Source organism: Mycolicibacterium madagascariense (genome assembly GCF_010729665.1).
Taxonomy (GTDB): domain Bacteria; phylum Actinomycetota; class Actinomycetes; order Mycobacteriales; family Mycobacteriaceae; genus Mycobacterium; species Mycobacterium madagascariense.
Genome location: NZ_AP022610.1, coordinates 2,629,576 through 2,655,368 on the forward strand (window position 1 = coordinate 2,629,576; position 25,793 = coordinate 2,655,368).

General features: G+C 70.5%; 20 protein-coding genes and 1 pseudogene. 9 read left to right on the forward strand and 12 right to left on the reverse strand.

Annotated features, from left to right (window positions below; all coding sequences use genetic code 11):
- The first annotated feature begins 104 nt into the window (after positions 1-104).
- Positions 105-962: an LLM class flavin-dependent oxidoreductase gene (locus G6N60_RS12410; protein ID WP_163737256.1), complete on the forward strand. Its 858-nt coding sequence runs from the start codon at positions 105-107 to the stop codon at positions 960-962.
- Positions 963-970: 8 nt separating this feature from the next.
- Positions 971-1,849, forward strand: a complete 879-nt coding sequence (locus G6N60_RS12415) for an acyl-CoA thioesterase (protein ID WP_263992618.1) — start codon at positions 971-973, stop codon at positions 1,847-1,849.
- Positions 1,850-1,868: 19 nt separating this feature from the next.
- Here the strand turns inward: G6N60_RS12415 and ypfJ are convergent, their stop codons facing one another.
- The gene (gene ypfJ, locus G6N60_RS12420; protein ID WP_163743867.1) at positions 1,869-2,777 is read right to left on the reverse strand and encodes a KPN_02809 family neutral zinc metallopeptidase; all 909 of its coding nucleotides are present in this window, start codon (positions 2,775-2,777) and stop codon (positions 1,869-1,871) included.
- Positions 2,778-2,851: 74 nt separating this feature from the next.
- On the opposite strand from ypfJ, the gene G6N60_RS12425 reads away from it, so the two are divergent.
- Positions 2,852-4,339, forward strand: a complete 1,488-nt coding sequence (locus tag G6N60_RS12425) for a carboxylesterase/lipase family protein (RefSeq protein ID WP_163737262.1) — start codon at positions 2,852-2,854, stop codon at positions 4,337-4,339.
- 9 nt (positions 4,340-4,348) lie between these two features.
- On the opposite strand, the pseudogene G6N60_RS12430 reads toward G6N60_RS12425, so the two are convergent.
- A pseudogene (locus tag G6N60_RS12430) lies at positions 4,349-5,247 on the reverse strand (oxidoreductase).
- Between the two features lie 77 nt (positions 5,248-5,324).
- Here G6N60_RS12430 and aspS point away from each other — a divergent pair.
- Positions 5,325-7,091 carry an aspartate--tRNA ligase gene (gene aspS, locus G6N60_RS12435; RefSeq protein WP_163737265.1) on the forward strand — a complete coding sequence of 589 codons (1,767 nt, stop codon included), beginning with the start codon at positions 5,325-5,327 and terminating at the stop codon, positions 7,089-7,091.
- On the opposite strand, the gene G6N60_RS12440 is transcribed toward aspS, so the two are convergent.
- The gene (locus G6N60_RS12440; protein WP_163737268.1) at positions 7,088-8,002 is read right to left on the reverse strand and encodes a LysR family transcriptional regulator; all 915 of its coding nucleotides are present in this window, start codon (positions 8,000-8,002) and stop codon (positions 7,088-7,090) included. The genes aspS and G6N60_RS12440 overlap by 4 nt on opposite strands.
- Positions 8,003-8,103: 101 nt before the next feature.
- On the opposite strand from G6N60_RS12440, the gene G6N60_RS12445 reads away from it, so the two are divergent.
- Together G6N60_RS12445 and G6N60_RS12450 are read left to right on the forward strand one after the other, a co-directional pair.
- Complete coding sequence (locus tag G6N60_RS12445) at positions 8,104-9,042, forward strand: TIGR03564 family F420-dependent LLM class oxidoreductase (protein ID WP_163737271.1); 939 nt, start codon at positions 8,104-8,106, stop codon at positions 9,040-9,042.
- A gap of 5 nt (positions 9,043-9,047) precedes the next feature.
- Positions 9,048-9,497, forward strand: coding sequence for a nitroreductase family deazaflavin-dependent oxidoreductase (locus G6N60_RS12450; RefSeq protein ID WP_163737274.1), 450 nt, complete (start codon positions 9,048-9,050; stop codon positions 9,495-9,497).
- A 138-nt stretch (positions 9,498-9,635) separates the two neighbouring features.
- Here G6N60_RS12450 and G6N60_RS12455 read toward each other — a convergent pair whose 3' ends face one another.
- On the reverse strand, positions 9,636-10,832 hold the full coding sequence (locus G6N60_RS12455) for a thiolase family protein (RefSeq protein ID WP_163737277.1): 1,197 nt from the start codon (positions 10,830-10,832) through the stop codon (positions 9,636-9,638).
- A gap of 97 nt (positions 10,833-10,929) precedes the next feature.
- Here G6N60_RS12455 and G6N60_RS12460 point away from each other — a divergent pair, with 97 nt between their 5' ends.
- Positions 10,930-11,400, forward strand: coding sequence for a winged helix-turn-helix transcriptional regulator (locus G6N60_RS12460; RefSeq protein WP_163737280.1), 471 nt, complete (start codon positions 10,930-10,932; stop codon positions 11,398-11,400).
- Here G6N60_RS12460 and G6N60_RS12465 read toward each other — a convergent pair.
- The 8 genes from G6N60_RS12465 to G6N60_RS12500 form a co-directional block, all read right to left on the reverse strand.
- Positions 11,397-12,218 carry a BtpA/SgcQ family protein gene (locus G6N60_RS12465; protein ID WP_163737283.1) on the reverse strand — a complete coding sequence of 274 codons (822 nt, stop codon included), beginning with the start codon at positions 12,216-12,218 and terminating at the stop codon, positions 11,397-11,399. The two genes, G6N60_RS12460 and G6N60_RS12465, sit on opposite strands and share 4 nt — an antisense overlap.
- Positions 12,219-12,263: 45 nt before the next feature.
- On the reverse strand, positions 12,264-13,037 hold the full coding sequence (locus tag G6N60_RS12470) for an SDR family NAD(P)-dependent oxidoreductase (protein WP_163737287.1): 774 nt from the start codon (positions 13,035-13,037) through the stop codon (positions 12,264-12,266).
- Positions 13,034-14,131: an ABC transporter ATP-binding protein gene (locus G6N60_RS12475; protein ID WP_163737290.1), complete on the reverse strand. Its 1,098-nt coding sequence runs from the start codon at positions 14,129-14,131 to the stop codon at positions 13,034-13,036. The genes G6N60_RS12470 and G6N60_RS12475 overlap by 4 nt, the downstream gene beginning before the upstream one ends.
- Positions 14,132-14,152: 21 nt before the next feature.
- On the reverse strand, positions 14,153-14,968 hold the full coding sequence (locus G6N60_RS12480; RefSeq protein WP_163737293.1) for a carbohydrate ABC transporter permease: 816 nt from the start codon (positions 14,966-14,968) through the stop codon (positions 14,153-14,155).
- Positions 14,965-15,816: a carbohydrate ABC transporter permease gene (locus tag G6N60_RS12485; protein WP_163737296.1), complete on the reverse strand. Its 852-nt coding sequence runs from the start codon at positions 15,814-15,816 to the stop codon at positions 14,965-14,967. Before G6N60_RS12485 ends, G6N60_RS12480 begins: the two co-directional genes overlap by 4 nt.
- Before the next feature lie 61 nt (positions 15,817-15,877).
- On the reverse strand, positions 15,878-17,203 hold the full coding sequence (locus G6N60_RS12490; RefSeq protein ID WP_163737299.1) for an ABC transporter substrate-binding protein: 1,326 nt from the start codon (positions 17,201-17,203) through the stop codon (positions 15,878-15,880).
- Positions 17,200-18,717, reverse strand: a complete 1,518-nt coding sequence (locus G6N60_RS12495; protein WP_163737302.1) for an FGGY-family carbohydrate kinase — start codon at positions 18,715-18,717, stop codon at positions 17,200-17,202. The genes G6N60_RS12490 and G6N60_RS12495 overlap by 4 nt, the downstream gene beginning before the upstream one ends.
- The gene (locus G6N60_RS12500) at positions 18,714-19,574 is read right to left on the reverse strand and encodes a DeoR/GlpR family DNA-binding transcription regulator (protein ID WP_163737304.1); all 861 of its coding nucleotides are present in this window, start codon (positions 19,572-19,574) and stop codon (positions 18,714-18,716) included. Before G6N60_RS12500 ends, G6N60_RS12495 begins: the two co-directional genes overlap by 4 nt.
- A gap of 155 nt (positions 19,575-19,729) precedes the next feature.
- Between G6N60_RS12500 and G6N60_RS12505 the strand changes: the two genes are divergently transcribed.
- Both G6N60_RS12505 and G6N60_RS12510 read left to right on the forward strand, forming a co-directional pair.
- Entirely contained in the window at positions 19,730-23,065 is a 3,336-nt protein-coding gene (locus tag G6N60_RS12505; protein WP_163737308.1) for a transglutaminase family protein, read from the forward strand.
- The gene (locus G6N60_RS12510) at positions 23,065-25,776 is read left to right on the forward strand and encodes a circularly permuted type 2 ATP-grasp protein (RefSeq protein WP_163737311.1); all 2,712 of its coding nucleotides are present in this window, start codon (positions 23,065-23,067) and stop codon (positions 25,774-25,776) included. Before G6N60_RS12505 ends, G6N60_RS12510 begins: the two co-directional genes overlap by 1 nt.
- Positions 25,777-25,793 lie beyond the last annotated feature (17 nt).

Here is a 25,793-nt window from a genome sequence, read left to right on the forward strand (position 1 = left end):
GCGACCGCGGCCCGCCGCCCGCAGCGTTCCCGCGGGCCGGAACCGGCGTGCGTATGAGAACGCCATTACCGTTTGGGTAGAACCATCGGTTAGGGTTCGCGTCGATGGTCGAATGGTTCCTGTTCCTGCCGCAGGTGCGCCTGGCGATTCCCGACGTCGTGGAGCGCGCCCGCACCGCGGAGGACGCCGGATTCGACGGCATCGCCTTCATCGACCACCTCGAACCGCCGGGCGCCGTGCACCAGGGAATCTGGGCGGCCATGACCGTGGCCACCTGGGTCGCCGCCCACACCGAGCGGCTGCGCATCGGTCATCTCGTGCTCTGCGATGCGTTTCGCCATCCGGCGGTGCTCGCCAAGGAGGCCGTCACGCTGTCGGCGGCCTCGGGCGGCCGCTTCGAGCTCGGTCTCGGCTGGGGATCCTGGCCCGCGGAGTTCGCCCGTTTCGACGTGCCCGACGGTGACGCACCCGCGGCGCGGGCCGCCCGGCTCGCCACCAGCATCGAGTCGATCCGTCAGTACTGGGGCCACGGCAACCCCGACGGCGTGGTGCAGGAACCGCGGCCCACCCACCCAATTCCGTTGACGCTGGGCGGAACCGGGCGCACGACGATGGAACTGGTGCGCCGACACGCCGACTGGTGGAACGTGCCGTCACACCAACTCGACCGGCTGCCCGCGCTGCTGCCGACGGTGGGCGGCGTCCGGGTATCGCTGCAGCAGATGGTCGCCTTCGTCGCGCACGGGGCCGACCGCGCCGCGGTGCAGGAGACGGCCAGCCGTCGGTTCGGCCACCTGGGCAGCGGACTGGTCTGCGGCGACGCCGCCGAACTCGTCGAACACTTCGGCGCGCTGTCCGCCCAGGGCGTCGAACGCTTCTACGTCTGGTTCTCCGACTTCGCACCACCGACCACCCTCGCCGAGTTCGCGCGAGACGTCATCCATGACGAGCAATGGAAGTGAGGGAGCTCGTGTCCATCGAATCCGAGCAGGCCGAGTGGACCGTCGAGGACCTCCTTGACCTATTCGACGTGCGCCCCGAGGGAGACGGTTTCGTCGGGCGCACCGGCATCGCCGGCGCCGACGAACGTCAGGTCGTCGAGGGCACCCAGGTGCTGGCGCAGGCGATCGTCGCGGCGGGCAAGCGCTTTCCGGACAAGTCGGTGCGGTCGGCGCATGCCGTGTTCGCCCGCGCCGTGGTCGTCGGGCCGCCGGTCGAGCTGACCGTCGACGTCGTCGCCGAGGGGCGGACCACCGCGACGGCCGTCATCTCCGCGACGCAGAACGGCAAGCGGTGCATCACCGTGACGGTGCTGTGCGACGTCCCCTCGGCCGACGTCATCCGCCACCACGTGCCCCGGCCCGACGTGGCGGGGCCCGACGAGGCGATCGCCGCGGACATGCCGATGGTCGGACGCCAACTGCGCCTCGTCGACGTCCACGACGTGAACAGTCCCGACGAGGTCGGGCCGCCCGAGCTCTACGCGTGGCTGCACTACGACCCCATCCCCGAGCGTCCCGAGGTCGCCAAGGCGCTCGTCGCGTATTTCACCGGGCACCTTGGCATTTCGACGACCATGCGCGCGCACGAGGGCATCGGCACCGCGCAGTCCCACCTGACCGTGTCGACGGCCCCGATGACCATCTCGGTGAGCTTCCACGAACCGTTCGGCTGGACCGGCTGGCTGCTCTACAGCCACGAGAGCACACAGGTGGGCGCGGGCATGTCCTACGTCCGCGGCGCGGTGCACGCCGAGGATGGCGCGCTGCTGGCCTCGTTCGCGCAGGACGCGCTGATCCGGCCGCTGCGGACCACCGACACGTCCATCGCCGAGCAGTCCCGCCTGTAGCTCGGGGTCGCGGGCGGGGCTACTCGTGCAGGTCGGGTGCGGAGAACGTGTCGCACTGGTTCACGTCACCGGTCTTGTAGCCCTCGGTGAACCAGTACTGCCGGGCGGCGGAGGAGCCGTGGGTCCATGACTCGGGGTTGACCCGGCCGGTCGCCGACTTCTGGATGCGGTCGTCGCCGACCGACGCCGCCGCCGACAGCGCGTCGTCGATGTCCTGATCGGTCAGCGGCTTGAGGAACGTCACGTCGGTGCCCTGCTGCTTGGTGATCGACGCGTAGTGCGCCCAGATTCCGGCATAGCAGTCGGCCTGCAGTTCGGTGCGCACGCTGTTGCCCTCGGCGCCGCCGGGCCCCTGCTGGGCGCGCCCGATGGTGCCCTGCACGTCCTGGACGTGGTGGCCGAATTCGTGCGCGACGACGTACTCCTGGGCCAGTGGCCCACCGCTGGAACCGAACTTGTCGACCAGCTCCTGGAAGAACGACGTGTCGAAGTAGGCGGTCTTGTCACCGGGGCAGTAGAAGGGTCCGACGTCGGTGGTGGCCGGACCGCAGGCGGTCTGCACCGACTCCTTGAACAGTCGCACGTGCGGCCGGGTGTAGCCCTGCAGCAGCTGCGTCCAGACGCCGTCGACCGAGTTGCCCGTCGCCACCACGCGGCACTCGACGATGTCGTTGGCGTCCGCGCCGGTCTTGCATCGGCTGAGGTCGAATCCCGGTGCGCTGGTGCCCTGGTCGCCGTACTGGCCGGTGCCGGCGCCGGTGCCGCCCTGGGGCAGCACCGTCCCCGGGTCGACGCCGAGGAACAGGGCGACGACCACGATGAGCAAACCGCCGACGCCACCGCCGATCGCGAGCCGGCCGCCACCTCCGCCACCACCGCTGGACGACGTGGTGCTCGTGTCGATCTGCATACCTTCGTTGAAGGTCATCATCACCCCGTCCGTGACATCGCCGATGGCTCCGCGCAAGCCGGGGTTCAGCTTTCCACACTACGATTCGTGCGGTGGCCGCCCAGCGCGAAACCGTCGACGACCCCACCGTCGCGGACACCCGGTACGGAACGGTGCGGGGCACCACCGAGGGCGGCGTCGCCGTCTGGCGCGGGATCGCCTACGCCGAGCAACCTCTGGGCGACCGGCGCTTCCTGGCGCCCTCCCCGCCGGTGCCGTGGCCGGGAGTGCGGGAGGCGATCGAGCACGGACCGCTGCCACCGCAGGGCCGGTCGTTCGTCGGGGGCGGCCGCGACGATCCCAAGATTCGCGACGAGGCCTGTCTGACGCTCACCGTGTGGTCCCCGGATCCCACGGCCGCTTTGCCGGTGATGGTGTGGATTCCCGGTGGCGCCTTCGTCTACGGCGCGGGTCAGCTGCAGCTCTACAACGGCAGCAGGCTCGCACGCAACGGTGACGTCGTCGTCGTCAACGTGACCTACCGGCTGGGCGTGTTCGGTGGCTTCGAACTCGGTGACCTCGGCTCCGGGTTCGACGACAACCTCGCGCTGCGCGACCAGATCGCGGCGCTGCAGTGGGTGCGCGACAACATCGGTGCCTTCGGAGGAGACCCCGAGCGCGTCACCGTCTTCGGCGAATCTGCCGGTGCCACATCGGTATTGGCACTCCTGGCGAGCCCGCTGGCGCGCGGCCTGTTCACCCGCGCGATCGCGCAGAGCCCGGCGCTGCCCCTCATCGCCGACCGCGAGACCCGCGCGCGGCAGGCCCACGAGTTCGTCGCCCGGCTCGGCGTGCCCGTCGGTGATCTGAAGTCGTTGCCGCAGAGGCGACTTCGTCGCGCGGCCGGTCAGCTCCAGGCCGAGAGCGCGGCGCAGACGCCGACGCTGGCCTACGGACTCACCCACGGCGTCGACTCGCTGCCGAGGCATCCGATCGATGCGGCCCGGGTCGCGGCGGTGTCGCCGACGCCGTTGATCATCGGCACCAACACCCACGAGGCGTCGATGTTCGCATGGGGCAAGCCGCCGATGCTGCCCACGACGCAACCGGGGGTGGACGCGTTCTTCGCCAGGACGGCCCCCGACGCCAAGGACCGGGTGCTGGCCGCCTACCCGGACTTCCCCCGCAGGCGGGCGCTCGTCGCCATTGGGTCCGACGCGATGTTCGGTGCGCCGACGTGGGCGTTCACCGACGCCTATGCCGCGCACGCGCCGACGTACGCCTACCGCTTCGACCACGCCGCGTGGAGCCTGCGGCTGCTCGGCCTCGGCGCCACGCACGGCAGCGAGATCGTCCACGTGCAGCACAGCTACGGGTCCTACCTGGGGCGCAAGATCCACCCGCTGGGCAGGCGCGTGCAGCCGGCGGTCGGCAGGCGCATGCAGCGGACCTGGCTCGACTTCGCGACCGACCAGCTCGGCGAGGAGTGGCCGCGGTACGACGCGCAGCGCCGGCGCACCCGCGTGATCCGTTCGGCGCGCGACGACACCGTGGCAGACCCCGACCGCGTCAGGCGCTCGGCCTGGCAGGGGCTGTACTGAGCGGGGCGGTCAGCCGGGTCCGTCGCTGGCCGCGGCGAGCAGTGGCACCAGCAGGTCGCTGATCGGCGTCGGAACGCCGTGCTCGGCGCCCTTGCGGGCGATGACGCCGTTGCGGACGTCCCACTCCAGCGGCCTGCCCTGTTGGCGGTCGGTCAGGATCGAGGTCGTCAGGTCCTCGGGCATGCCGGCGAACATGCCGACGATGTCGTCGACCACGCCGTCGGCGAGGTGGGCGCCCTCGGCCCGGGCGACGGCCAGGCCCTCCGCCGCATAGGCGCGCGCGAGGCCCGCGACGTCGTCACGGCGGAACATGCCGGACGTGCGGCCCGTCAGCACCATGAGGCCGGCCACGGCGTTGGTCAGCAGCTTGCGCCACGCATCGTCGACGAAGGACGGCGAGCACTCCACCGTGAGCGACGGACCGCTCAGCACGTCGGCCAGCCGGTGCGCGGCGTCGTCGTCGGGCACGACGAGGCGCACGGGCGTCCGCAACCGCACCCATCCCTCGGGCTGCGACTGCGCCGAGAACCAGACTGCCGATGGCACCACGGTCGCCTTCGGGCAGTACGCACCGACGCGTCGCACCTGCTCGACGCCGTTCTGCAGCACGCCGACGATCGTGTCCGCGTCGCACAGCCGGTCCAACCAGGCCGCCGCACCCTCGTTCTGGGTGTCCTTGACCGCGAGCAGCACGACGTCGACCGGTCCCTGCACCGTCGCCGGGTCGGTGCGCACCGGGTCGGGCAGCACGATCGGCTCGCCGTCGAGGATGTCGGGGTCGGGCCTGACCTCGGTCGACGCGCGAGGGGTGCGCCGCACACGGTGACCCGATGACCGGCGGCATGCAGGAGGGCGGCCGTCGTGGACCCGATGGCACCCGGTCCGACCACCGCGATGGAGACGCTCACCGACGCCAACGTAGTGCCAGGACCCCCACCTCTACACTGTGGCAGTCCTCTCGTCAGGCCATTCCCAGGGAGTCTTCGTGTTGCGCAGTCATGCCGCCGGTTCGTTGCGGTCCACCGATGCCGGCCAGACGGTCACGTTGGCAGGGTGGGTGGCCCGTCGGCGCGACCACGGCGGGGTGATCTTCATCGACCTGCGCGACGCGTCCGGCGTCTCGCAGGTGGTGTTCCGCGACGCCGACGTGCTGGCGCAGGCGCACCGGCTGCGCGCCGAGTTCTGCGTCGTCGTCACCGGTGTCGTGGAGGCACGGCCCGAGGGCAACGCCAACGCCGACATCCCCACGGGCGACGTCGAAGTCGACGCCACGACGCTGACGGTGCTGAGCGAGAGCGCACCGCTGCCGTTCCAGCTGGACGAGACCGCGGGGGAGGAGGCGCGCCTGAAGTACCGCTACCTCGACCTGCGCCGCGAAGGGCCCGGGCACGCAATTCGCTTGCGCTCCAAGGTCAATGCAGCCGCCAGGGGCGTGTTGGCCGCGCACGACTTCGTGGAGATCGAGACGCCCACGCTGACCCGCTCGACGCCGGAGGGGGCGCGCGACTTCCTGGTGCCCGCGCGGCTTCGGCCCGGCTCGTTCTACGCGCTGCCGCAGAGCCCGCAGCTGTTCAAGCAGCTGCTCATGGTCGCGGGCATGGAGCGGTACTACCAGATCGCTCGCTGCTACCGCGACGAGGACTTCCGCGCGGACCGCCAGCCCGAGTTCACCCAGCTCGACATGGAGATGAGCTTTGTCGACGCCGACGACGTCATGTCGGTGTCCGAGGAGGTGCTCAAGGCCGTGTGGGCGCTCGTCGGTTACGACCTGCCCACCCCCATCCCGCGGATCAGCTACGCCGAGGCGATGCGACGGTTCGGTTCCGACAAGCCCGACCTGCGGTTCGGCCTCGAGCTCGTCGACTGCACGGAGTACTTCTCCGACACCACCTTTCGCGTGTTTCAGGCGCCGCACGTGGGCGCCGTCGTCATGCCGGGCGGGGCGTCGCAGCCGCGTCGCACGCTGGACGGTTGGCAGGAATTCGCCAAGCAGCGCGGCCACAAGGGGCTGGCCTACGTGCTGCTCGCCGAGGACGGCACGCTCGGCGGTCCCGTCGCCAAGAACCTGTCGGACGCCGAACGCGACGGCCTGGCCGCCCACGTGGGTGCGAAACCGGGGGACTGCGTGTTCTTCGCCGCCGGACCGGCGAAGGGCGCGCGGGCACTGCTCGGGGCGACGCGCATCGAGATCGCCAAGCGCCTGGACATGATCGACCCGACCGCATGGGCGTTCACCTGGGTCGTGGACTGGCCGCTGTTCGAACCGGCCGACGAGGCGACCGCCTCGGGTGACGTCGCGGTGGGGTCGGGCGCCTGGACGGCCGTGCACCACGCGTTCACCGCGCCGCAGCCCGAGTCGGAGGCCACGTTCGACACCGATCCGGGCAGCGCGCTGGCCAACGCCTACGACATCGTGTGCAACGGCAACGAGATCGGGGGCGGCTCGCTGCGCATCTATCGTCGCGACGTGCAGGAGCGGGTGTTCGCGATGATGGGCATCGACCACGACGAAGCCCAGGACAAGTTCGGATTCCTGTTGGACGCGTTCACCTTTGGCGCACCCCCGCACGGCGGCATCGCGTTCGGCTGGGACCGCATCACGGCGCTGCTCGCCGGTGTCGACTCCATCCGCGAGGTCATCGCCTTCCCGAAGTCGGGCGGCGGCATCGACCCGCTGACCGAGGCGCCCGCGCCGATCACCGCGCTGCAGCGCAAGGAGTCCGGCATCGACGCCACGCCGAAGACCGACTAGCGACGTCGCGGGCTCGGCGTGCCGGCCTTCACGAATTCCGAAGCGCAGGAAGCGAATTCGGTCAGCAGGTCGGTGGACTCGCCGTGGCGACGGACCAACGCCACCTCGCTCGGCTCGACGCCGTGCAGCGGGACCGTCGTCAGCTCCGGTTGCAGGTCGGGGACCCGGCTGTCGGCGGGCACGATGAGCACCGCGTCGTTCTCGGCGATGTAGTCGAACATCTCGGCGGCGTCGTCGAGGACGGGACCGTCGGGCGCCTGCCACCCCTGCGGCCGAGGTCCGGTGCGCCAGTAGCTGTCCCACACCGGGTCGCTCACCCGCGGCATGGTCTCCCCGGCGACGTCCTCCAGCACGACGGCGTCGCGGGTGGCCAGTCGGTGCCGACGGGACACCAGCAGCGCGCGGGGTTCGCGGTACAGCACCGTGACGTCGACGCCGTCGGTGGGAATCGGCAGGCGCGTCACCGCGACGTCGACGAGGTGCTCGACGAGCGCCGGGTGGGCGCCGTTCCACGTCAGGTGCCGCACGTAGACCTCGGCGTCGGGACGGCGCCTGCGCAACTCCCGGACGGCGGCGGCGACGACGAGGTTCGTGGTGTAGCCGACCGTGATGCGCGTCGGGGCGCCGGCGGCCCGGGTGTGCGCCGCCGCGGTGGCCGCCATGCCGAGCAGCGACTCGGCGTGGGTGAGAAAGGTCCGGCCCGCCTCGGTGAGGTGGCTGCCCTGCGGCGTGCGCAGCAGCAGCGGCGTGCCGAGCCGTTTCTCCAGTCCGCGGATCTGTCGGCTCAGCGAGGGCTGGGTGATGTGCAGCGCCGCGGCGGCGCGGCCGAAGTGACCCCGCTGCGCGACGGCGACGAAGTAGCGGACCACCCGGAGGTCGAGGTCGACGGCCGTGTCGACGGGCTCGGTCATGGCGTCAGCCTAGCCGTTGACGTGCCGTGATGCCCGACGGGCATGTGCCGTTGCGAAACGGGCCTTGGACCGGGCGGCCCTCGCGCGGGCACGGTGGACCCATGAGCACCGGAGTCCTCCTCACCCCCGACCGTTCCGCCGAGCACGTCGTCGCCGATGCCGTCGAGCAGGCCACGCTGGCCTACGACGCGGGCGTCCGTCAGGTCTGGCTCGGCCAGCAACTCGACCTCGACGCGATCGCTGTCGCAGCCGTGATCGGGGCGGCGGTGCCCGGCCTGGCGGTCGGGACGTCGGTGGTGCCGATCAACCCCCGCCACCCGCTGACCATCGCGGCGGCCGCCCAGACCGCGCAGTCCGCCGCCCGCGGGCGCTTCAGCCTCGGCCTCGGCCTAGGCGTGGCGATGCTGGAGCAGCTCGCGTTCGGCATCGCGACCGACCATGCGGCACAACGGCTTCGGGAGTACCTGACCGTCCTGCGCGGGGTCCGCGACACCGGCACCGTGGACGTCCACGCCACCTACGTCACCGCCGTGGATCCCCACGTCATGCCGGTCGCGCTGCCGTCAGCGCCGTCCTACCCGCTGTACGTGGCCGCGATGGGGCCGCAGACCCTTCGGGTGACCGGCGAACTCGCCGACGGGACGCTGCCCTACGCGGGTCCGCGCACGCTGGAGGAGTTCATCGTGCCGACGATCGCGACGGCCGCCGACGAGGCGGGCCGGCCGGCGCCGCGGGTGTTCGGGTTGGTGAGCGTGGCCGTCACCGACGACGTCGACGGCGCCAGGGCCGTGGCCGCGCAGACCATGGCGATGTATGACCAGGTGCCGTCCTACCAGCGCATCAACGCCCGCGAGGGTGTGCGCAGCGTCGTCGACCTCGCGTTGATCGGCAGCGAGGAGCACGTTGCGCGGGGGCTGGCCCGCTACCGCGACGCCGGCGCGACCGACCTGTTGCTCATGCCCGTGCAGACGGGTCGTGACGAGCTGCGCCGGGTCGCCGACGTCGCGGCCGGAATTTCCACGGAGCGCGCCGACTTGTGACGGACATGACAGACATCGACAAGGACGAGCTGGTGTCCGACACGGCTGCTCTCGACGACTTCAACCGCGGCATCGTCGAGGAGTTCCGCGCCAACGGCGGCGTCGTCGGCGGGCCCTTCGAAGGCGGCAAGCTACTCCTGCTCCACACCACGGGCGCGAAGTCGGGGCTGCCGCGGCTGTCCCCGCTGGCGTACCTCACCGTCGACGGCCGGATGCTGATCGTCGGGTCCTATGCGGGCGCCCCCAAGGATCCGGCGTGGGTGCACAACCTGCGAGCCCACCCGGCCGCGCGCATCGAGGTGGGCACCGAGGCCTATGACGTCACCGCCACCGAGTTGCCCGACGACGAGCGCGACGCCCTGTACCCGAGGATCACCGCAATGGTGCCGGTGTTCGCCGAGTATCAGGCCAAGACCACGCGGACGATCCCGCTGTTCGAGCTGACGAAGCGCTAGCCGAGGCTGACGTGCTCACCGCGGGCACCGTCATCATCTGTTGACGAGCGTCATCAGATGATGACGGCCGGCGTGGACACCCATCGCCGACAGCCAAGTGCGTACTACCGCCCCACGGCCCGTACCCGAAGCGCCTCGCTACAGGCGCTCGATGATCGTGGCGTTGGCCATGCCGCCGCCCTCGCACATCGTCTGCAGGGCGAACCGGCCGTCACGCTGCTCGAGCGCGTTGACCATGGTCGTCATGATCCGGGCGCCCGAGGCGCCGAGCGGGTGGCCGATGGCGATCGCGCCGCCGTGGACGTTGGTCTTGGCGAGATCGGCTCCGGTGTCGCGGGCCCAGGCCAGCACGACCGGGGCGAACGCCTCGTTGACCTCGAACAGGTCGATGTCCGACAGCTTGAGACCCGCACGGGCCAGGACCTTCTCGGTGGCGGGGATGACACCGGTCAGCATGTAGAGCGGATCGGAGCCGACGACGGTCATGGTGTGGATTCGCGCCAGCGGTCGCAGACCGAGCTTGCGCGCGGCGGCTCCGCTGGTGATGAGGACCGCGGCGCTACCGTCGGACAGCGGGGAGGAGTTGCCCGGCGTGATCTCCCAGTTGATCTGGGGGAACCGCGCGGAGTACGCCTCGTTGAAGAACGCGGGCCGCAGGCCGGCCAGCGTGTCGACGGTCGTTCCGGGGCGGATGATCTCGTCCTGCGTCAGGCCCGCGATGGGCGCCAGCTCGTGGTCGAACAGACCCTCCTTGGTGGCACGCGCGGCCTTCTCGTGGCTGTTGGCGGAGAACTCGTCGAGCTCGGTGCGCGACAGTCCCCACTTCGCGGCGATGAGCTCGGCGCTGATGCCCTGGGGCACCAGGCCGTCGGGGTAGCGGTCGGCCATGCCGCGGCCGAAGGGGTCGCTGCCGGGCAGCACGTTGGAGCCCATCGGCACCCGCGACATCGACTCGACGCCGGCGGCCACCACGATGTCGTAGGACCCGGCGAGGACGCCCTGGGCGGCGAAGCTGATGGCCTGCTGGCTGCTACCGCACTGCCGATCCACCGTCGTGCCCGGCACGGTCTCGGGGTAGCCCGCGCCCAGCAGCGCGTTGCGGGCGATGTTGACGGACTGATCGCCCACCTGGCTGACGGCGCCGGCGATGACGTCGTCGACCTGGCTGGGATCCACGCCGACGCGGCCGACGACCTCGCGCAGGCTGTGCGCCAGCAGGTCGGCGGGCAGGACGTCGTGCAGGGCACCGTTGGCCTTGCCCTTGCCGACCGGTGTGCGGACGGCGCTGACGATGACGGCGTCGCGGTCGTCGTAGGCGGCCTTGGAAACGGACATGATGTTCTCCTCGGTGACTCGTCGCTGAGTACTGCGATCTATACTTAGATGTAACACCTAGGTTCACTACCAACAACCCAGCAGCGGAGTGATGTACATGACAGTCCTGCAGGGACCGCTCGCCGACCGCGACGCCTGGTCCGCGGTCGGGCACTGCCCGGTGGAGAAGACGATGGGCCTCGTCGGGACGAAGTCGGCGATGCTGATAATGCGCGAGGCCTACTACGGGACGACGCGGTTCGACGACTTCGCCCGCCGGGTGGGCATCACCAAGGCGGCCACCTCGGCGCGACTGTCCGAACTCGTCGAGGCCGGGCTGCTCGCCAAGCAGCCCTACCAGGAGCCGGGACAACGCAGCCGCGACGAGTACGTGCTGACCGACGAGGGCACGGCGTTCATGCCCGTCGTGTGGGCGATGTTCGAATGGGGCAGAAGGTATTTCGACGACAGTCGGCTGCGGCTGTCACACCTCGGCTGCGGCGCCGAGGCGACCGTCGAGATCCGCTGCGCCGACGGCCACGAGGTCGGCCCCGACGAGCTGGCGGTGCGGCTCGCGCGACGCCGCTAGCCGAGCCGTTCGCGGAACGCGCGCGCCTGCGCCATCAGCTCGGCCACGCGGGAGCGCTCCGCCCGGTTCTCGAAGACGCCGTCCTTCTTGAAGTAGGTGCCGACGATTGCGCCGTCGGCGACCTCGAGCTGGGCGGCGACGTTCTCGGCACGCACCCCGGTGTTGACGAACACGGGCACCGCGCCCGCTGCGGACTTCACCACGCGCAGCGCCTCGGCATCGGTCGGGGCGCCGGCGGTCGCGCCGGAGACGCAGATCGCGTCGGGCAGCGTCGCGAACACCGTCGTGCGGGTCAGGGCCGCGAGGTCCCGCGCCGCAAGGTAGGTGGCCGACTCCGGGACGACGTTGAAGAACAGCTTGACACCGGCGCCGCCGACCCGCGCACGGTGGCGCGCCACCTCGCCGATGTTGGTGTCCCACAAGCCGAAGTCACTGGCGTAGACGCCCGTGAAGATCTCGCGCACGAAGGAGGCGCCGGTGGCGACGGCCAGATCGATCGACGCCCGCCCATCCCACAGCACGTTCACGCCGTAGGGCACCTCGAACGCCGGCAGCAGTTCACCGATGATCCTGGCCATCGTGATCGCCGTGATCGGTTCGGTCTTGGTGAGATACGGCAGGCTGAACTCGTTGGACACCATCACGCCGTCGACGCCACCGGCCTGCAGTTCGTCGAGCTCCTCGCGGGCCCGGGCGACGACGGCGGCGATGCCGCCCGCGCTGTCGTAACCGGGATCCCCCGGCAGGGCGGACAGGTGCAGCATGGCGATGACGGGTTTTCTGACGGCGAAGACCTCGTCGAGCCAGGTGGTGGTCACGTGATTGCCTTTCTAAGATCGTTGTGGTGCAGGGTGATCGGGCGGTCAGTCCATGTACGCGCCACCATTGACGGCCAGGGCCTCACCGGTGATGAACCGGGCGTCGTCCGACAGCAGGAACGCCACCGACCTCGCGACGTCCTCGGGGCGTTCGAGGCGTCGCAGCGGGGTGTCGTCGAGCATCATCGCCCGCACGCCCTCGGTGGTGATGCCGCGCAGCTGCGCCTCCCACTCCAGTTCCCGTGACTGCATGGGGGTTTCGACGTACCCGGGGCAGACGCAGTTGACGGTGATGCCGTGCTCGCCGAGTTCGTAGGCCATCGCCTGGGTGAGTCCGACGACGCCGAACTTGGACGCCACGTAGTCGGCGAGGAACGGCACCCGACCCTGCTTGCCCGCCATCGACGCCGTGTTGACGATCGCGCCGGCCGTATTGCTGCGCACCATCGCCCGCGCGGCGGCCTGCCCGCAGACGAACACACCCTTCAGGTTGACGTCCATCGTCTGGTCGAACTTCGCGATGGGTGCGTCGAGGAAGCGGTGCATGAAGGAGATGCCGGCATTGCTGACCCACGCGTCGAGGCCGAGCCGGTCGGTGACGCCGTAGGCGACCGTCGCCGCATCGCTGGCCGAGGTGACGTCGAGCACCGTGGCCTCGTGCCGGACTCCGTCGCCTGCCGGCAGCGCCGCAGCGACGAGATCTGCTGCGGCAGCGTCGATGTCGGTGACCACGACCTGCCACCCGCGTTCGGCGAGCGTGGTTGCGATGGCCCGCCCGATGCCCGATCCCGCACCGGTGACCACGACCGTCTTCGTCATGCCTGAACTCCGTTCTGAACGTCGATGCTCTGCTGGGGGCCGTCGAGCCGAAGGCCCGTTCGTGCGTCGAAGAGGTGCGCGGCACCGGGCCGGGCCGACAGCGCGACCCGGGCGCCCTCGGCGATGCCCGACATGCGGGAGGCTTCGACGACGCTCGTCACCTCGGTCCCGCCGGCGTCGACGGTCACGATCGCCCGCGGACCGAGGAGCTCGACGAGCGTGACGGTGGCGCGGGCATCGTCGGCCGGCGTCGGCACCAGATCGTCGGGCCGCACGCCGAGCGTCACGCTGCCCCTGGCCGCAACGGGTCCGACGTCGATCGCGAAACCGTTGGGCAGCGTACAGGTTCCGCCCTGCACCTCCGCGTCGAGCAGGTTCATCTTGGGGCTGCCCACGAACGACGCGACGAAGGTGTCGACCGGGGCGTCGTACACCTCGACCGGCGTGCCGACCTGTGCGGGGCGCCCGTCGCGCATCACCACCATGCGGTCCGACAGCGTCATCGCCTCCTCCTGATCGTGGGTCACGTAGAGGCAGGTGATGCCAAGCCGGCGCTGAATCTGCAGCAGCTCGGTGCGCGTCTCCACGCGCAGTTTGGCGTCGAGGTTGCTCAGCGGTTCGTCGAACAGGAAGACCGACGGCTCGCGGATGATCGCCCGTCCGATCGCGACCCGCTGCTGCTGACCGCCGCTGAGGTCCTTCGGCTTGCGCGCCACCAACGTCGACAGGCCGAGGGAGTCGGCGATGGCGTCCGCGCGCGAGAGTGCCTCGTGGCGCGGCACCTTGGCCGCGCGCAGCGGGAAGGCGATGTTCTCCCGCACGGTGAGATGGGGGTACAGGGCGTAGTTCTGGAAGACCATCGCCACGTCGCGATCGCGCGGCTGCAGGGCGGTCACGTCGCGGTCGCCGATCGTGATCGTCCCGGAGGTGACGGATTCCAGACCCGCGAGCATGCGCAGCGAGGTCGACTTGCCGCATCCGGACGGTCCGACGAGGACGGTGAACGACCCGTCGGGCAGTTCGAGATCGAGGTCGCTCACCACCGACGTCGCCCCGTAGGACTTGGTGACGTGTGCGAATCTGACTGTGGCCATGAGTGTCTGGTGACCTACCTTCTAGAACTTCACCGCGCCACCGCTGATGCCCTGCACCAGCTTGCGCTGGATGAAGAAGCTCGCGACGACGACGGGGACGACGGCGATCAGGATGGCGGCGCTCATCGAGCCGATCTGCACGCCGCGGAACGTGTTGAACCCGGCGATGGCGACCGGGAGGATGGCCGCCTTGCCCGGAGCCAGGATCAGGCCGTAGAACAGATCGTTCCACGACAGCGTGAACCCAAAGATGGCCGCCGCGCCCATCCCCGGGTACACCTGGGGTAGGACGACCAGCCGGAATGCCTGAAAGCGCGTGAACCCGTCGACCTGGGCCTGCTCCTCCAACGACCGGGGCACGGCCTCGAAGAATCCGATCAGGAACCACGTGACCACGGGCAGCACGAAACTCAGGTGCGCGAAGATCACGGGCACCAGGGTGTCGTTGAGGCGAAGGGCGTAGGCCATCGTCAGGAACGGAAACACCAGCACCGCGGGCGGCAACACCTGCGCGGCCAGCATGCCGAACCGCGTGAGCGTGCCACCGGCCCGGAACCGGGCGATGGCGTAGGCGCCCATGCTGCCCACCACCACGCTGATGGCGACGGTCGTGAGCGCGACGACCGCGCTGCGGCCGGCCGCCTCGAGGATTCCCGAGGACAGCACGTTGCGCCACGCCGCCAACGTGGGCGAGAAGACCAGCAGGAAGGGCTCGTTCAACTGGTCGGGCCGCTTGAAGCTGGCCAGCGCGATCCAGCCGACCGGGAACAGCACCGAGATCGCCGCGGCCCACAGCAGGGCCACCCGGCAGGCCGTCAGCAGCCTCGCGCTCCTCATGACCGCCTCGCCCGGTCCATCCGCCGGAATGCGACGACGATGATCGTCAGCACCACCAGCAGGACGACGAAGGCCATCGACGACGCCGAGCCGAGCCGGAAGAACTGAATCCCGGTCTGGTACACGAAGTACTGCAGGGTCTGGGTCTCGGTGCCCGGGCCGCCTCGCGTGGTCGCGAAGACGTACTCGAACACCTTCATCGCATCCAGACACCGCAGCAGGATGGCCACCACCAGCACCGGTGCCAGCAGGGGCAGCGTCACCCGCCGCAGCACGTAGAGGCCGCCCGCCCCGTCGACCTTCGCCGCCTCCAGCGGTTCCTTCGGGATGGACTCCAAACCGGCGAGCAGCAGCAGCACCATGAACGGAGTCCACTGCCACACGTCGATGAAGGCGAGGGTGAACAACGCCCGGCCCGGCCCGAAGAAGTCGTAGTCGACGCCCAGAGCGTGCAGGACGTGCGGGATGGCGCCGATCTGGTCGTTGAGCAGGAACCGGAAGATCAGACCCACCGCGATCGGGGTGATGAACATCGGCGCCAGCAGCATGGAGCGCGTGAGATCGCTTGCCCAGCGTTGTCTTTGGAGCGACAGCGCGATGGCCAGCCCGATCACCAGCTCCAACCCGACGGCGACGCCGACGAACAGCGCGGTCGTGCCGAACGCCTCCCAGAACGCCGCGTCGCCGAACGTGGCGACGTAGTTGTCCGCGCCCACCAGCTTGGGCGTGCCGCGGCTGGTGAGCCGGTAGTCGGTGACGCTGAGGTAGAACGCGTAGCCGAGGGGGAAGCCGACCACCCCGACGAACAGCGCGACGAGGGGGGCGACCATGCCGTACTTGAACGTCATGGTCTCATCGCTCCTTTCGTGGGGTGGTCGGCTTCGTGGGGGCTAGCCCCGGGGGGACGGGCTAGCCCTGGATCTTCTCGGCGGCGGCCTGGGCGGCGGCCAGGGCGTCGTCGACGCTCTTGGTGCCGGCGACCGCCTCGTTGAGCTCGGTGCCGACGGCCTGGATCATCTCCTCGCCACTGGGTCCCTGGCTCAGCGGCGCCGCGTTGCCGAGCATCTGCTCGACGGTCCGGTAGTAGGCGGCGCCGAGGGGGCCGCCGAGCACCGCGGGGTTCTGGAGCGTGCTCTGCCGGATCGCGGCGCCACCCTTCTCCACGCGCTGCACGTCATGTGCCTTGGACGTCAGCCAGGACGCGAATGCCCATGCGGCGTCCGATGATCCGGAGTTAGCCGGGATGGACCAGCTCCACGAACCGAGCACCTGCTTGCCGCCGGGAATGGGGGCCAGCTCATACTTCCCCGCCGACGGGCCCGACCCGGGCGCGTTGAGTGCGGGCAGGTTCCAGTTGTAGCTGATCATCGACGCGGCCTGGTCGCTGGACACCGAACGGAACGCCTCGTCGAACGCCCAGTCCAGGCTGTTGGACGGTGCGGCACTCCGATAGGTGTCGATGTAGGCGTTCAACGCCTGCTTGGCCTGCGGCGTGTTCAGCGTCGGCTTGCCGTCGGGGCCGTAGATGGAGCCGCCCGCGGCGAACAGCCAGTTGCCCCACTCCTCGAAGATCTTGTATCCGCGCTGCGGCTGCATCGCGATGCCCGCGCGGTCACCGGTCTTGAGCGCCTTGGAGGTGCTGACCAGTTGATCGAGGTTCTGCGGCACCCCCAGCTTGGCCGCGGCGAGATCGTCGGCGTTGTAGAGGTATCCGAGGGCGTAGTTGTAGAACGGCACGCCATAGCGCACGCCGTCGACGGTCGCGATGTCGGTCAGCGGCTTGAAGAAGTCGGCGTAGTCGTAGTCCGGCGTGCTGTCGATGCGGGAGTCCAAGGGCTGCAGGAACTTTGCCTTCGCGAAGTCCACCATCCAGGGGTTGTCGACGATCACCAGGTCGTAGGTCGGTGACGACGACTGAAACGAGGACACCAACTTGTCGCGCATCTGGTCGTAGGTCAGCGTCTGGATGTCGACCTTGACGTTCGGGTAGTCCTTGTTGAAGTCCGGCACCATGGACTTCACGACGTCGGAGTCGGGGACGTTCTCCATCAGGATGCGGACGGTTCCCGAGACGTCCTTTGCGACGTTGCCGCTGCCCGTCGCGGTCGGCTGCTCGGGGCCGCCGCTACCCGCGCACGCACTGACGATCAGTGCGAGGACGGCCAGGAGCGCGATCATCGGCGCGGCGATGAACGGCCGCCGTCGCCGGGACGTCGCTTCTCGTGTCGACTTCATTGCGGCACAGTTCCCTTCACTCGTGTCGATCCTTCTCGGTTCCTTCTCGCCATCGCGTGCGACGTCGGCGTCACCGCGCGGGCCAGGTCCTGCCAGTCGCGGTAGGCGTCGTCGTAGACCGCGTGGGCGGCGGCGTCGGGCACGACCGGCCGGTCGAGGGTCACGAACCGGGTCGCGTCGGACCAATCGTCCAGTGCGCCAACCCCTATCGCAGCGATCACGGCTGCTCCGAGGGAGGCGCCGGGATGGCCGAGGACGGGCCGCATCTCGATGCCGAGGACGTCGGCGTGGATCTGCTTCCACAGCGTCGACGTCGATCCGCCGTTGGTGATCATCACCCGTCGGGGGGCGATGCCGATGTCGGTGAAGACGTCGACGTGATGCCGGAAGCCGAAGGCGATGGCCTCCAGCACGGACCGGTAGAGATCGGCGCGGCCATGCCCGAGATGCATGCCGGCGAACACGCCGCGCAGGTCGGGATCGTGCAGGGGACTCTTCTCGCCGAGGAAGTACGGCAGGCACAACACCTCGGCAGGAGACGACGTCGCGGCCTCGGCGTCGAGCTCGGTGAGCGCGACGCCACCGATGAGCGCCTGAAACCAGCGGATCAGGCTGCCGCTGGTCGCCATGCAGCCGTTGGGCAGCCAGCGCCCCGGCACGGGATGCGCGTCGAGGTAGAGCCGTTCGTCGACGACGCGGGCGTCGCTGGCGACCAGGATGTCTCCGGCACCGCCGAGTTTGACCAACGCGTCACCCGGTGCGTTGACCCCCGCCGCGTACGCCGACAGGACGTGGTCGGCGCCGCCCACGACGAGCGCGGTGCCCGCCCGCAGCCCGGTCGATTCGGCTGCGGCGGAACTGATCTCGCCAACCGGCGTGCCGGGCCGGTGCACGGGGGCCAGGGTGGCCGAATCCAGCGACGCGGCCGCGAGGACCGGCGCCGCGACGTCGCCGTCGATGGTGAAGAGCCCCGACTCGAGCGCCCAGTTGTGCTCGACGTGGACGTCGGCGCCCAGCGCGGTGAGCACCCAGTCATAGGAGCCGACGTAGTGCGCGGTGCGCGCGTGGACGTCGGGCTCGTGGGTGCGCAGCCACGCCGCGGTGGGTGCGACGGACTGCTGCGTCAGCGCCGAACCCGTCATCGCGACGAGGTCGACGTCGGCCAGCGCCGCGGCCAGCTCGGACACCTCCAGGTGCGCCCTGGCGTCGTTCTGCAGGATCGCGCGCCGCAGCGGGCGGCCGCGGTCATCGAGCGGCACGACGGCGGGCACCATGCCGGACACGGCCACGGCGACGACCGAGCCGGCGTCGATACCGCTGGTGCCCAACACTTCTCGAATCGACTCCGTCACGTTGCGGTGCCACTGTCCGGTGTCGGCCTCGGCGAAGCCAGGGCCGGGGGAGTGCAGGGTGGTCTCACGCGATGCCTGGGCGACGATGCCGCGATCGGTGTCGAACAGCACGGTCTTGGTTCCCGTGGTGCCGACGTCGACGCCGATCGTGTGGGCGCTCATCGGGATTGCTCCCGGCGGGTCGTCTCGATGCCCGCCACGCACACCACGTCGACACCCGCATCGCGCGCGGCGACGAGCGTCGGGTGCTGCGGATCGCCGTCGGTGACGATCACCTGGATCTGCTCGAGCTCGGCGATGCTGGTGAAGGTGACGCGGCCGAGCTTGCTGCGGTCCGCGGCGACGATGACGCGGTCGGCCCGCTGGCTGGCCGCGCGTTTCACCCGGCTGTCGGCCTGGTGGTAGTCCGAGATGCCGCGGTTGCCGTCGATGCCCGCCACGCCCATCACGAACGTGTCGCAGTTGTAGTGGGCGAGGGTGTCCTCGGCGGCGGGGCCGATGAGGCTGAGCTCGCCGGGCCGCAGCTCCCCGCCCGTGAGGACGACGGTGGTGTCGGCCTCGTCGATCAGCTCGAGGGCGGCGAGCACGCTGGGGGTCAGGACGGTCAGGCCGAGCCGACGACCCCGCAGCGACTGCGCGACCGCGAGGGCGGTGCTGCCCGAGTCGAGGATGAGGGTCTCGCCGGGTCCGATGAGGTCGGCGACCGCGTCGGCGATGTGGCGCTTCTCCTCGGCGGCGTCGGCGACCCTCGTCGCGAACGACGGTTCGGCGTCCTTGCCCGTGAGGGCGATGGCGCCGCCCACGACCCGGCGCACGACGCCGAGCGCCTCCAGTGCCTCCACGTCCCGCCGGATCGTCATCTCCGAGACGTCGTATTCGGCGGCCAGATCGGCGTAGCCGACCTCGCGGTCCACGCGCACTCGTTCCTCGATGCGCTGACGACGAGCCTTCGCGTCCACGCTCAGGTCCTCTCGTCGTGTGGAAAATTCACAGTACCGAGCTGTCGGTTCCCAGCTCATCACCGAGAACTCGGATCGGTGGTGTGAATTTACAACAGGTTCGTGTGGAGCGCCCACATTTGCGTCGAATCCGTCCGATCGGGTCGTCCCGGTAGCGGTCAACCGGGCCTGCCGCCCCATGCGGGTGGGTGTCCCGTGTGGTGGGATCAACGCCTATGGGCATCAAGGTGGCGCTGGAGCATCGCACCAGTTACACGTTCGACCGACTGGTGAAGGTGTTCCCCCACGTCGTACGGCTGCGCCCGGCCCCGCACTCGCGGACTCCCATCGAGGCCTACTCACTGCAGGTCGAGCCCGCCGACCACTTCGTCAACTGGCAGCAGGACGCCTTCGGCAACTTCCTGGCGCGGCTGGTGTTCCCCAACCGCACCCGCGAGTTGACCGTCACCGTCGGGCTGATCGCCGACCTGAAGGTCATCAACCCCTTCGACTTCTTCATCGAGGACTTCGCCGAGACGTGGCCCTTCACGTACCCGACGGCACTGTTGGAGGACCTCAAGCCGTATCTGCGCCCGGTCGACGAGGACGGTGAGGGCAGCGGCCCCGGTGAGCTCACCACGGACTGGGTCCAGAACTTCTTCGTCCGTCCCGGCACCCGCACCATCGACTTCCTCGTCGCGCTCAACGGCGCCGTCAACGCCGACGTCGGGTACAGCGTGCGCATGGAACCCGGTGTGCAGAGCCCCGACCACACCCTGCGAACCGCGATCGGGTCCTGCCGCGACTCGGCGTGGCTCCTGGTCTCGATCCTGCGCCAGCTGGGTCTGGCCGCCCGATTCGTCTCGGGTTACCTCGTCCAATTGACCTCCGACGTCAAGGCCCTCGACGGCGGGCCGTCCGGGCCCATCGCCGACTTCACCGACCTGCACGCCTGGACCGAGGTCTACATCCCCGGCGCGGGCTGGATCGGTCTGGACCCCACCTCGGCGCTGTTCGCGGGCGAGGGGCACATTCCCCTCTCGGCGACACCGCACCCGGCGTCGGCGGCCCCGATCACCGGCGCGACCGAACCCTGCGAGACGACGCTGGAGTTCTCGAACGTCGTCACGCGCGTCCACGAGGATCCGCGGGTCACGCTGCCCTACACGCCGGCCGCGTGGAACTCCATCGTCGAGCTCGGCGCCTCCGTCGACGCCAGGATGGCCGCCGGTGACGTGCGTTTGACGATGGGCGGCGAGCCCACGTTCGTCTCCATCGACAACCAGGTCGATCCCGAGTGGACGACCGACGCCGACGGACCGCACAAGCGCGAACGCGCGTCGGTGCTGGCGGCGCGCCTCAAGGCGGTCTGGGCACCGCAGGGCCTGGTGCAACGCAACCAGGGCAAGTGGTATCCCGGAGAACCGTTGCCGCGCTGGCAGATTGGGCTGCACTGGCGGGCTGACGGCCAGCCGCTCTGGACCAACGACGCGCTGCTCGCCGATCCTTGGGCCGCCCCACCGGCCGCGCCTGCCGCGCCGGAGGCCGCCCAGCAGGTGCTCGGCGCGCTCGCCGCGGGGCTCGGACTCCCCGCGACGCAGGTGCGGCCCGCCTACGAGGATCCGCTCAGCCGACTGGCCGCGGCCGTCCGCCAGCCCGCCGGCCACGCCGTCGCCGAGGGGGACGACCTCGCGGCCGACGGACCCGACGCCAGGGCCGCCCTGCTGGCCCGGCTCGACGCCACCGTCGTCGAGCCCGCGGCCTACGTCCTCCCGCTGCACCGGCGCGAGGACGACGCCGGGTGGGCGAGCGCCGACTGGCGACTGCGCCGGGGTCGAATCGTGTTGTTGGACGGCGACTCTCCGGCCGGTCTGCGGTTGCCGCTCGACTCGATCAGCTGGCGGCCGCCGCGCCCGTCGCATCCCGCCGACCCGCTGGCGCCGCGCGGCGAACTCGACACCGGCGTCGAGCCGGGGGACGCCGCCGTCGAGGACGCCGAGGGCGCGCCCATCACCGCGATGGTCGCCGAGGTCCGCGACGGGCTGCTCTACGTATTCCTGCCTCCGGCAGAGGAACTCGATCACTTCGTCGATCTCGTCGCCCGCCTCGAGGCGGCAGCGGCGAAGGCCGACTGCCCGGTCGTCGTCGAGGGCTACGGCCCGCCGCCCGACCCCCGCCTCGTGTCGATGTCGGTCACCCCCGACCCGGGGGTGATCGAGGTCAACGTCGCACCCACCACGAGCTTCGCCGAACAGCGCGCGCAACTCGAAACCCTCTACGAGCAAGCCAGACTCTCGCGGCTGTCCACCGAGTCGTTCGACGTCGACGGCACCCACGGCGGCACCGGCGGCGGCAACCACATCACCCTCGGCGGCGTCACCGCGGCCGAGTCGCCGCTGCTGCGCAGGCCCGACCTGCTGGTGTCGATGCTCACGTACTGGCAGCGTCACCCGTCGCTGTCCTACCTGTTCTCCGGCCGGTTCATCGGCACCACCTCGCAGGCGCCGCGCGTCGACGAGGGCCGCACCGACGCGCTCTACGAGCTGGAGATCGCCTTCGCCGAGATCGACCGCCTCGTGCACGAGGGCGCGCCCTCCACGACGCCCGACCCGTCCCGGCCGTGGATCGTGGACCGCGCCCTGCGGCACCTCCTCACCGACATCACCGGCAACACCCACCGTGCGGAGTTCTGCATCGACAAGCTGTTCGACCCGGACGCCCCGCGCGGGCGCCTCGGCCTGCTGGAGCTGCGCGGTTTCGAGATGCCGCCGCACCACCAGATGGCGATGGTGCAGTCCCTGCTGGTGCGCTGTCTGGTCGCGCGGTTCTGGGACGAGCCCCTGCGGGCGCCACTGATCCGCCACGGTGCGAACCTGCACGGCCGATACCTGCTGCCGCACTTCATCATTCACGACATCGCCGACGTCGCGGCCGATCTGCGGGCGCACGGCCTGCGATTCGAGACCAGCTGGCTCGACCCGTTCACCGAATTCCGGTTCCCGCGGATCGGCACCGCGGTGTTCGACGGGGTCGAGATCGAACTGCGCGGGGCCATCGAACCGTGGAACGTCCTCGGCGAGGAGTCCACGGCCGGCGGGACCGCCCGCTACGTCGACTCCTCGGTGGAGCGGCTGCAGGTGCGCCTCATCGGCGCCGACCGGCACCGCTACGTCGTGACGGCCAACGGCTTCCCGATCCCGCTGCTGGCGACCGACAATCCCGACGTCCAGGTCGGCGGCGTGCGCTACCGGGCCTGGCAGCCGCCGAGCGCGCTGCACCCCTCCATCACCGTCGACGGCCCACTGCGCTTCGAGTTGATCGACACCGCGACCGGCACCTCGCGCGGCGGGTGCACCTATCACGTGACCCACCCCGGCGGCCGCTCCTACGACCACCCTCCGGTCAACGCCGTCGAGGCGGAGTCGCGGCGCGGACGACGGTTCGAGGCAACGGGATTCACCCCGGGCCGGGTGGACATGTCCGACATCCGCGAGAAGCAGGCCCGTCAGTCGACCGACGTCGGTGCCCCGGGCATCCTGGATCTCCGCCGGGTGCGTACCGTCCTGCGCTGATGGTCCTTCGTGTCAATGGCCCGCCGGAGCCCATTCCCGCCCAACCCTCCGACGCCATCGGCAGCCCCGGCGCCGAGGACCTGCTGGCCCAGTACCGGGCCGCCCGCGCGCAGGCACCGCTGTTCGACGTGCGCGGTGCTGGGGGTAGCGACTACGACGAGTTCGTGGACCCCTCAGGCCACGTCAGGCCCGCCTGGCGGGAGTTGGCCGAATGCGTCGGGGAGCGTGGCGGTTACGGGCTGGAGCGGCTGCGCTCGGTGGTCCGGGGCCTTGTCGACAACGACGGCATCTCCTTCGTCCAGGTCGAACCGCCGAGCAGCCGCACGGTCCCCGGCCAGCGCAGCGATGACGCCGTCACCCATCGCGACGGCACCCAGGTGCCCGGTCCATGGCACCTCGATGCGCTGCCGCTGCTCATCTCCGCCGCGGACTGGGACACCCTGGAATCCGGCCTGGTGCAACGCTCCCGGGTCCTCGACGCCGTCCTCGCCGACCTGTACGGCGCGCGCCAGTCGATCACCAGCGGGGTGCTGCCCCCTCAGCTGGTGTTCGCCCACCCCGGCTACGTCCGCGCGGCCCGCGGCATCCAGGTGCCGGGCCGCCACCAACTGTTCATGCACGGCTGCGACGTGAGTCGAGCCCCCTCCGGGGAGTTCCTCGTCAACGGGGACTGGACGCAGGCGCCGTCCGGTGCGGGCTATGCGCTCGCCGACCGCCGGGTGGTCGCGCACGCGTTCCCCGATCTCTACGAGCGGATCAGCCCGCGACCCGCCTCGCCGTGGGCACAAGCCCTGCGGTTGGCGCTGATCGATGCCGCACCCGAGTCGGCCGAGCAGCCCGTCGTCGTGGTGCTCAGCCCGGGAATCCACTCCGAGACGGCGTTCGACCAGGCCTATCTCGCGAGTGTGCTGGGCTTCCCGCTCGTCGAGAGCGCCGACCTCGTGGTGCGAGACGGCACGCTGTGGATGCGCTCGCTCGGCACCCTCAAGCGCGTCGACGTGGTGCTGCGCCGGGTCGACGCCGCGTTCGCCGACCCCCTCGACCTGCGTGCCGACTCGCGGCTCGGCGTCGTCGGCCTGGTCGAGGTGCTGCGCCGCGGCGCGGTGTCGGTCGTGAATACCCTCGGCAGCGGAATCCTGGAAAGCCCTGGCGTGCAACGGTTCCTGCCGGAGCTGGCCGAACGACTGCTCGGTGAGACACTCCAGCTGAACGCTGCGCCGATGTACTGGGGCGGCATCGACGTCGAACGGTCGCACCTGCTCGCCCATCTCGACTCGCTGCTCGTCAGGCCGGTCGGCGGTGGCGATCCGCTGGTGGGCCCGGCGCTGTCCACCGCCCAGCTCGACGAGCTGGCGGGACGCATCGGGGCCAATCCCTGGCAGTGGATCGGTCAGGATCTGCCCCAATTCGCCTCGGCGCCAACGGGTCACGGGTCCACCGCCCTGTCCCCGGGAAGCACGGGCATGCGGCTGTTCACCGTCGCCCAGCGCGGCGGCTACGCGCCGATGGTCGGCGGACTCGGCTACGTCCTCGCCCCCGGCAACGCCGCGTATCAGATGAATACCGTTGCCGCCAAGGACGTTTGGGTGCGCACCCCGAGCCGGGCCGTCGCCGAGCGGACCCCTGCCCCCGCGGTCGACCTGCCCCCGGCGATCACGCCCAGTCCGACGCGGGCGGTCAGTTCGCCGCGCGTGCTGTCCGACCTGTTCTGGCTCGGTCGCTACTCCGAACGCGCGGAGAGCATGGCCCGGTTGCTCACCGTCACCAGGGAGCGCTATCACGAATTCCGGTACCGCCAGGACATGCCCGGCAGCGAGTGCGTGCCGGTGCTGCTCGCCGCGCTGGGGCGCATCACCGGAACCGACACCGGCGCTGCAGGCGACGACGCGGAGATGATCGCGATAGCGCCCACCACGATGTGGGCCCTGACGGCCGACCGGCACCGCGCCGGCTCGCTCGCCCAGTCGGTGGAGCGGCTGGGGCTGGCCGCCCGCTCGGTGCGCGACCAGATGTCCAACGACACCTGGATGGTGCTCGCAGGGGTGGACCGCGCGGTGATGCACTTCTCGGGCGTGCCGCCGGAGTCCAACGCCGAGGGTGAGGGTTATCTGGCGGCCGCGCACAGTCAGACGCTCGCCGGCATGCTGGCGCTGTCGGGGGTGGCCGCCGAGTCGATGGTGCGCGACGTCGGCTGGACGCTCATGGACATCGGCAAGCGCATCGAGCGGGGGATCTGGCTGACGGCGCTGATGCGGGCGACGCTCACCGCGGTCCGCAGCCCCGGCGCCGAGCAGACCATCACCGAGTCGACGCTGGTGGCGTGCGAATCGTCGGTGATCTACCGCAGGCGCACGCTGGGCAAGGTGAGCGTCGCCGCCGTCGCCGACCTGGTGCTGTTCGACGAGGAGAACCCACGTTCGTTGGCCTATCAGTTCGAGCGGCTGCGGGTGGCCATCAAGACGCTGCCGTCGTCGTCGGGATCGACGCGGCCCGAACGCCTGATCGAGGAGGTCGGCGCCCGGCTGCGCAGGCTCGACCCCGCCGACCTCGAGGAGGTCACCGACGGCAGGCGTGCCGAGCTCGAGGGTCTGCTGACCAGCATCCACGCCGACCTGCGGGAGCTGTCCCGCGTCATCACCGCGACCCACCTGTCACTGCCCGGCGGCATGCAGCCGCTGTGGGGTCCCGACGAGCGCCGGGTGGTGTCGTGAGCGACGACCCCGCGGCG

What these genes read in the sequence shown, in the direction of transcription:
- ypfJ (WP_163743867.1), bottom strand. Translation starts at nt 2,777, where the DNA reads ATGACCTTCAACGAAGGTATGCAGATCGACACGAGCACCACGTCGTCC.
- G6N60_RS12510 (WP_163737311.1), top strand. Translation starts at nt 23,065, where the DNA reads ATGGTCCTTCGTGTCAATGGCCCGCCGGAGCCCATTCCCGCCCAACCC.
- G6N60_RS12410 (WP_163737256.1), top strand. Translation starts at nt 105, where the DNA reads ATGGTCGAATGGTTCCTGTTCCTGCCGCAGGTGCGCCTGGCGATTCCC.
- G6N60_RS12490 (WP_163737299.1), bottom strand. Translation starts at nt 17,203, where the DNA reads ATGAAGTCGACACGAGAAGCGACGTCCCGGCGACGGCGGCCGTTCATC.
- G6N60_RS12460 (WP_163737280.1), top strand. Translation starts at nt 10,930, where the DNA reads ATGACAGTCCTGCAGGGACCGCTCGCCGACCGCGACGCCTGGTCCGCG.
- G6N60_RS12500 (WP_163737304.1), bottom strand. Translation starts at nt 19,574, where the DNA reads ATGAGCTGGGAACCGACAGCTCGGTACTGTGAATTTTCCACACGACGA.
- G6N60_RS12480 (WP_163737293.1), bottom strand. Translation starts at nt 14,968, where the DNA reads ATGAGGAGCGCGAGGCTGCTGACGGCCTGCCGGGTGGCCCTGCTGTGG.
- G6N60_RS12495 (WP_163737302.1), bottom strand. Translation starts at nt 18,717, where the DNA reads ATGAGCGCCCACACGATCGGCGTCGACGTCGGCACCACGGGAACCAAG.
- G6N60_RS12470 (WP_163737287.1), bottom strand. Translation starts at nt 13,037, where the DNA reads ATGACGAAGACGGTCGTGGTCACCGGTGCGGGATCGGGCATCGGGCGG.
- G6N60_RS12450 (WP_163737274.1), top strand. Translation starts at nt 9,048, where the DNA reads ATGACAGACATCGACAAGGACGAGCTGGTGTCCGACACGGCTGCTCTC.
- G6N60_RS12475 (WP_163737290.1), bottom strand. Translation starts at nt 14,131, where the DNA reads ATGGCCACAGTCAGATTCGCACACGTCACCAAGTCCTACGGGGCGACG.
- G6N60_RS12455 (WP_163737277.1), bottom strand. Translation starts at nt 10,832, where the DNA reads ATGTCCGTTTCCAAGGCCGCCTACGACGACCGCGACGCCGTCATCGTC.
- G6N60_RS12485 (WP_163737296.1), bottom strand. Translation starts at nt 15,816, where the DNA reads ATGACGTTCAAGTACGGCATGGTCGCCCCCCTCGTCGCGCTGTTCGTC.
- G6N60_RS12445 (WP_163737271.1), top strand. Translation starts at nt 8,104, where the DNA reads ATGAGCACCGGAGTCCTCCTCACCCCCGACCGTTCCGCCGAGCACGTC.
- G6N60_RS12440 (WP_163737268.1), bottom strand. Translation starts at nt 8,002, where the DNA reads ATGACCGAGCCCGTCGACACGGCCGTCGACCTCGACCTCCGGGTGGTC.
- G6N60_RS12505 (WP_163737308.1), top strand. Translation starts at nt 19,730, where the DNA reads ATGGGCATCAAGGTGGCGCTGGAGCATCGCACCAGTTACACGTTCGAC.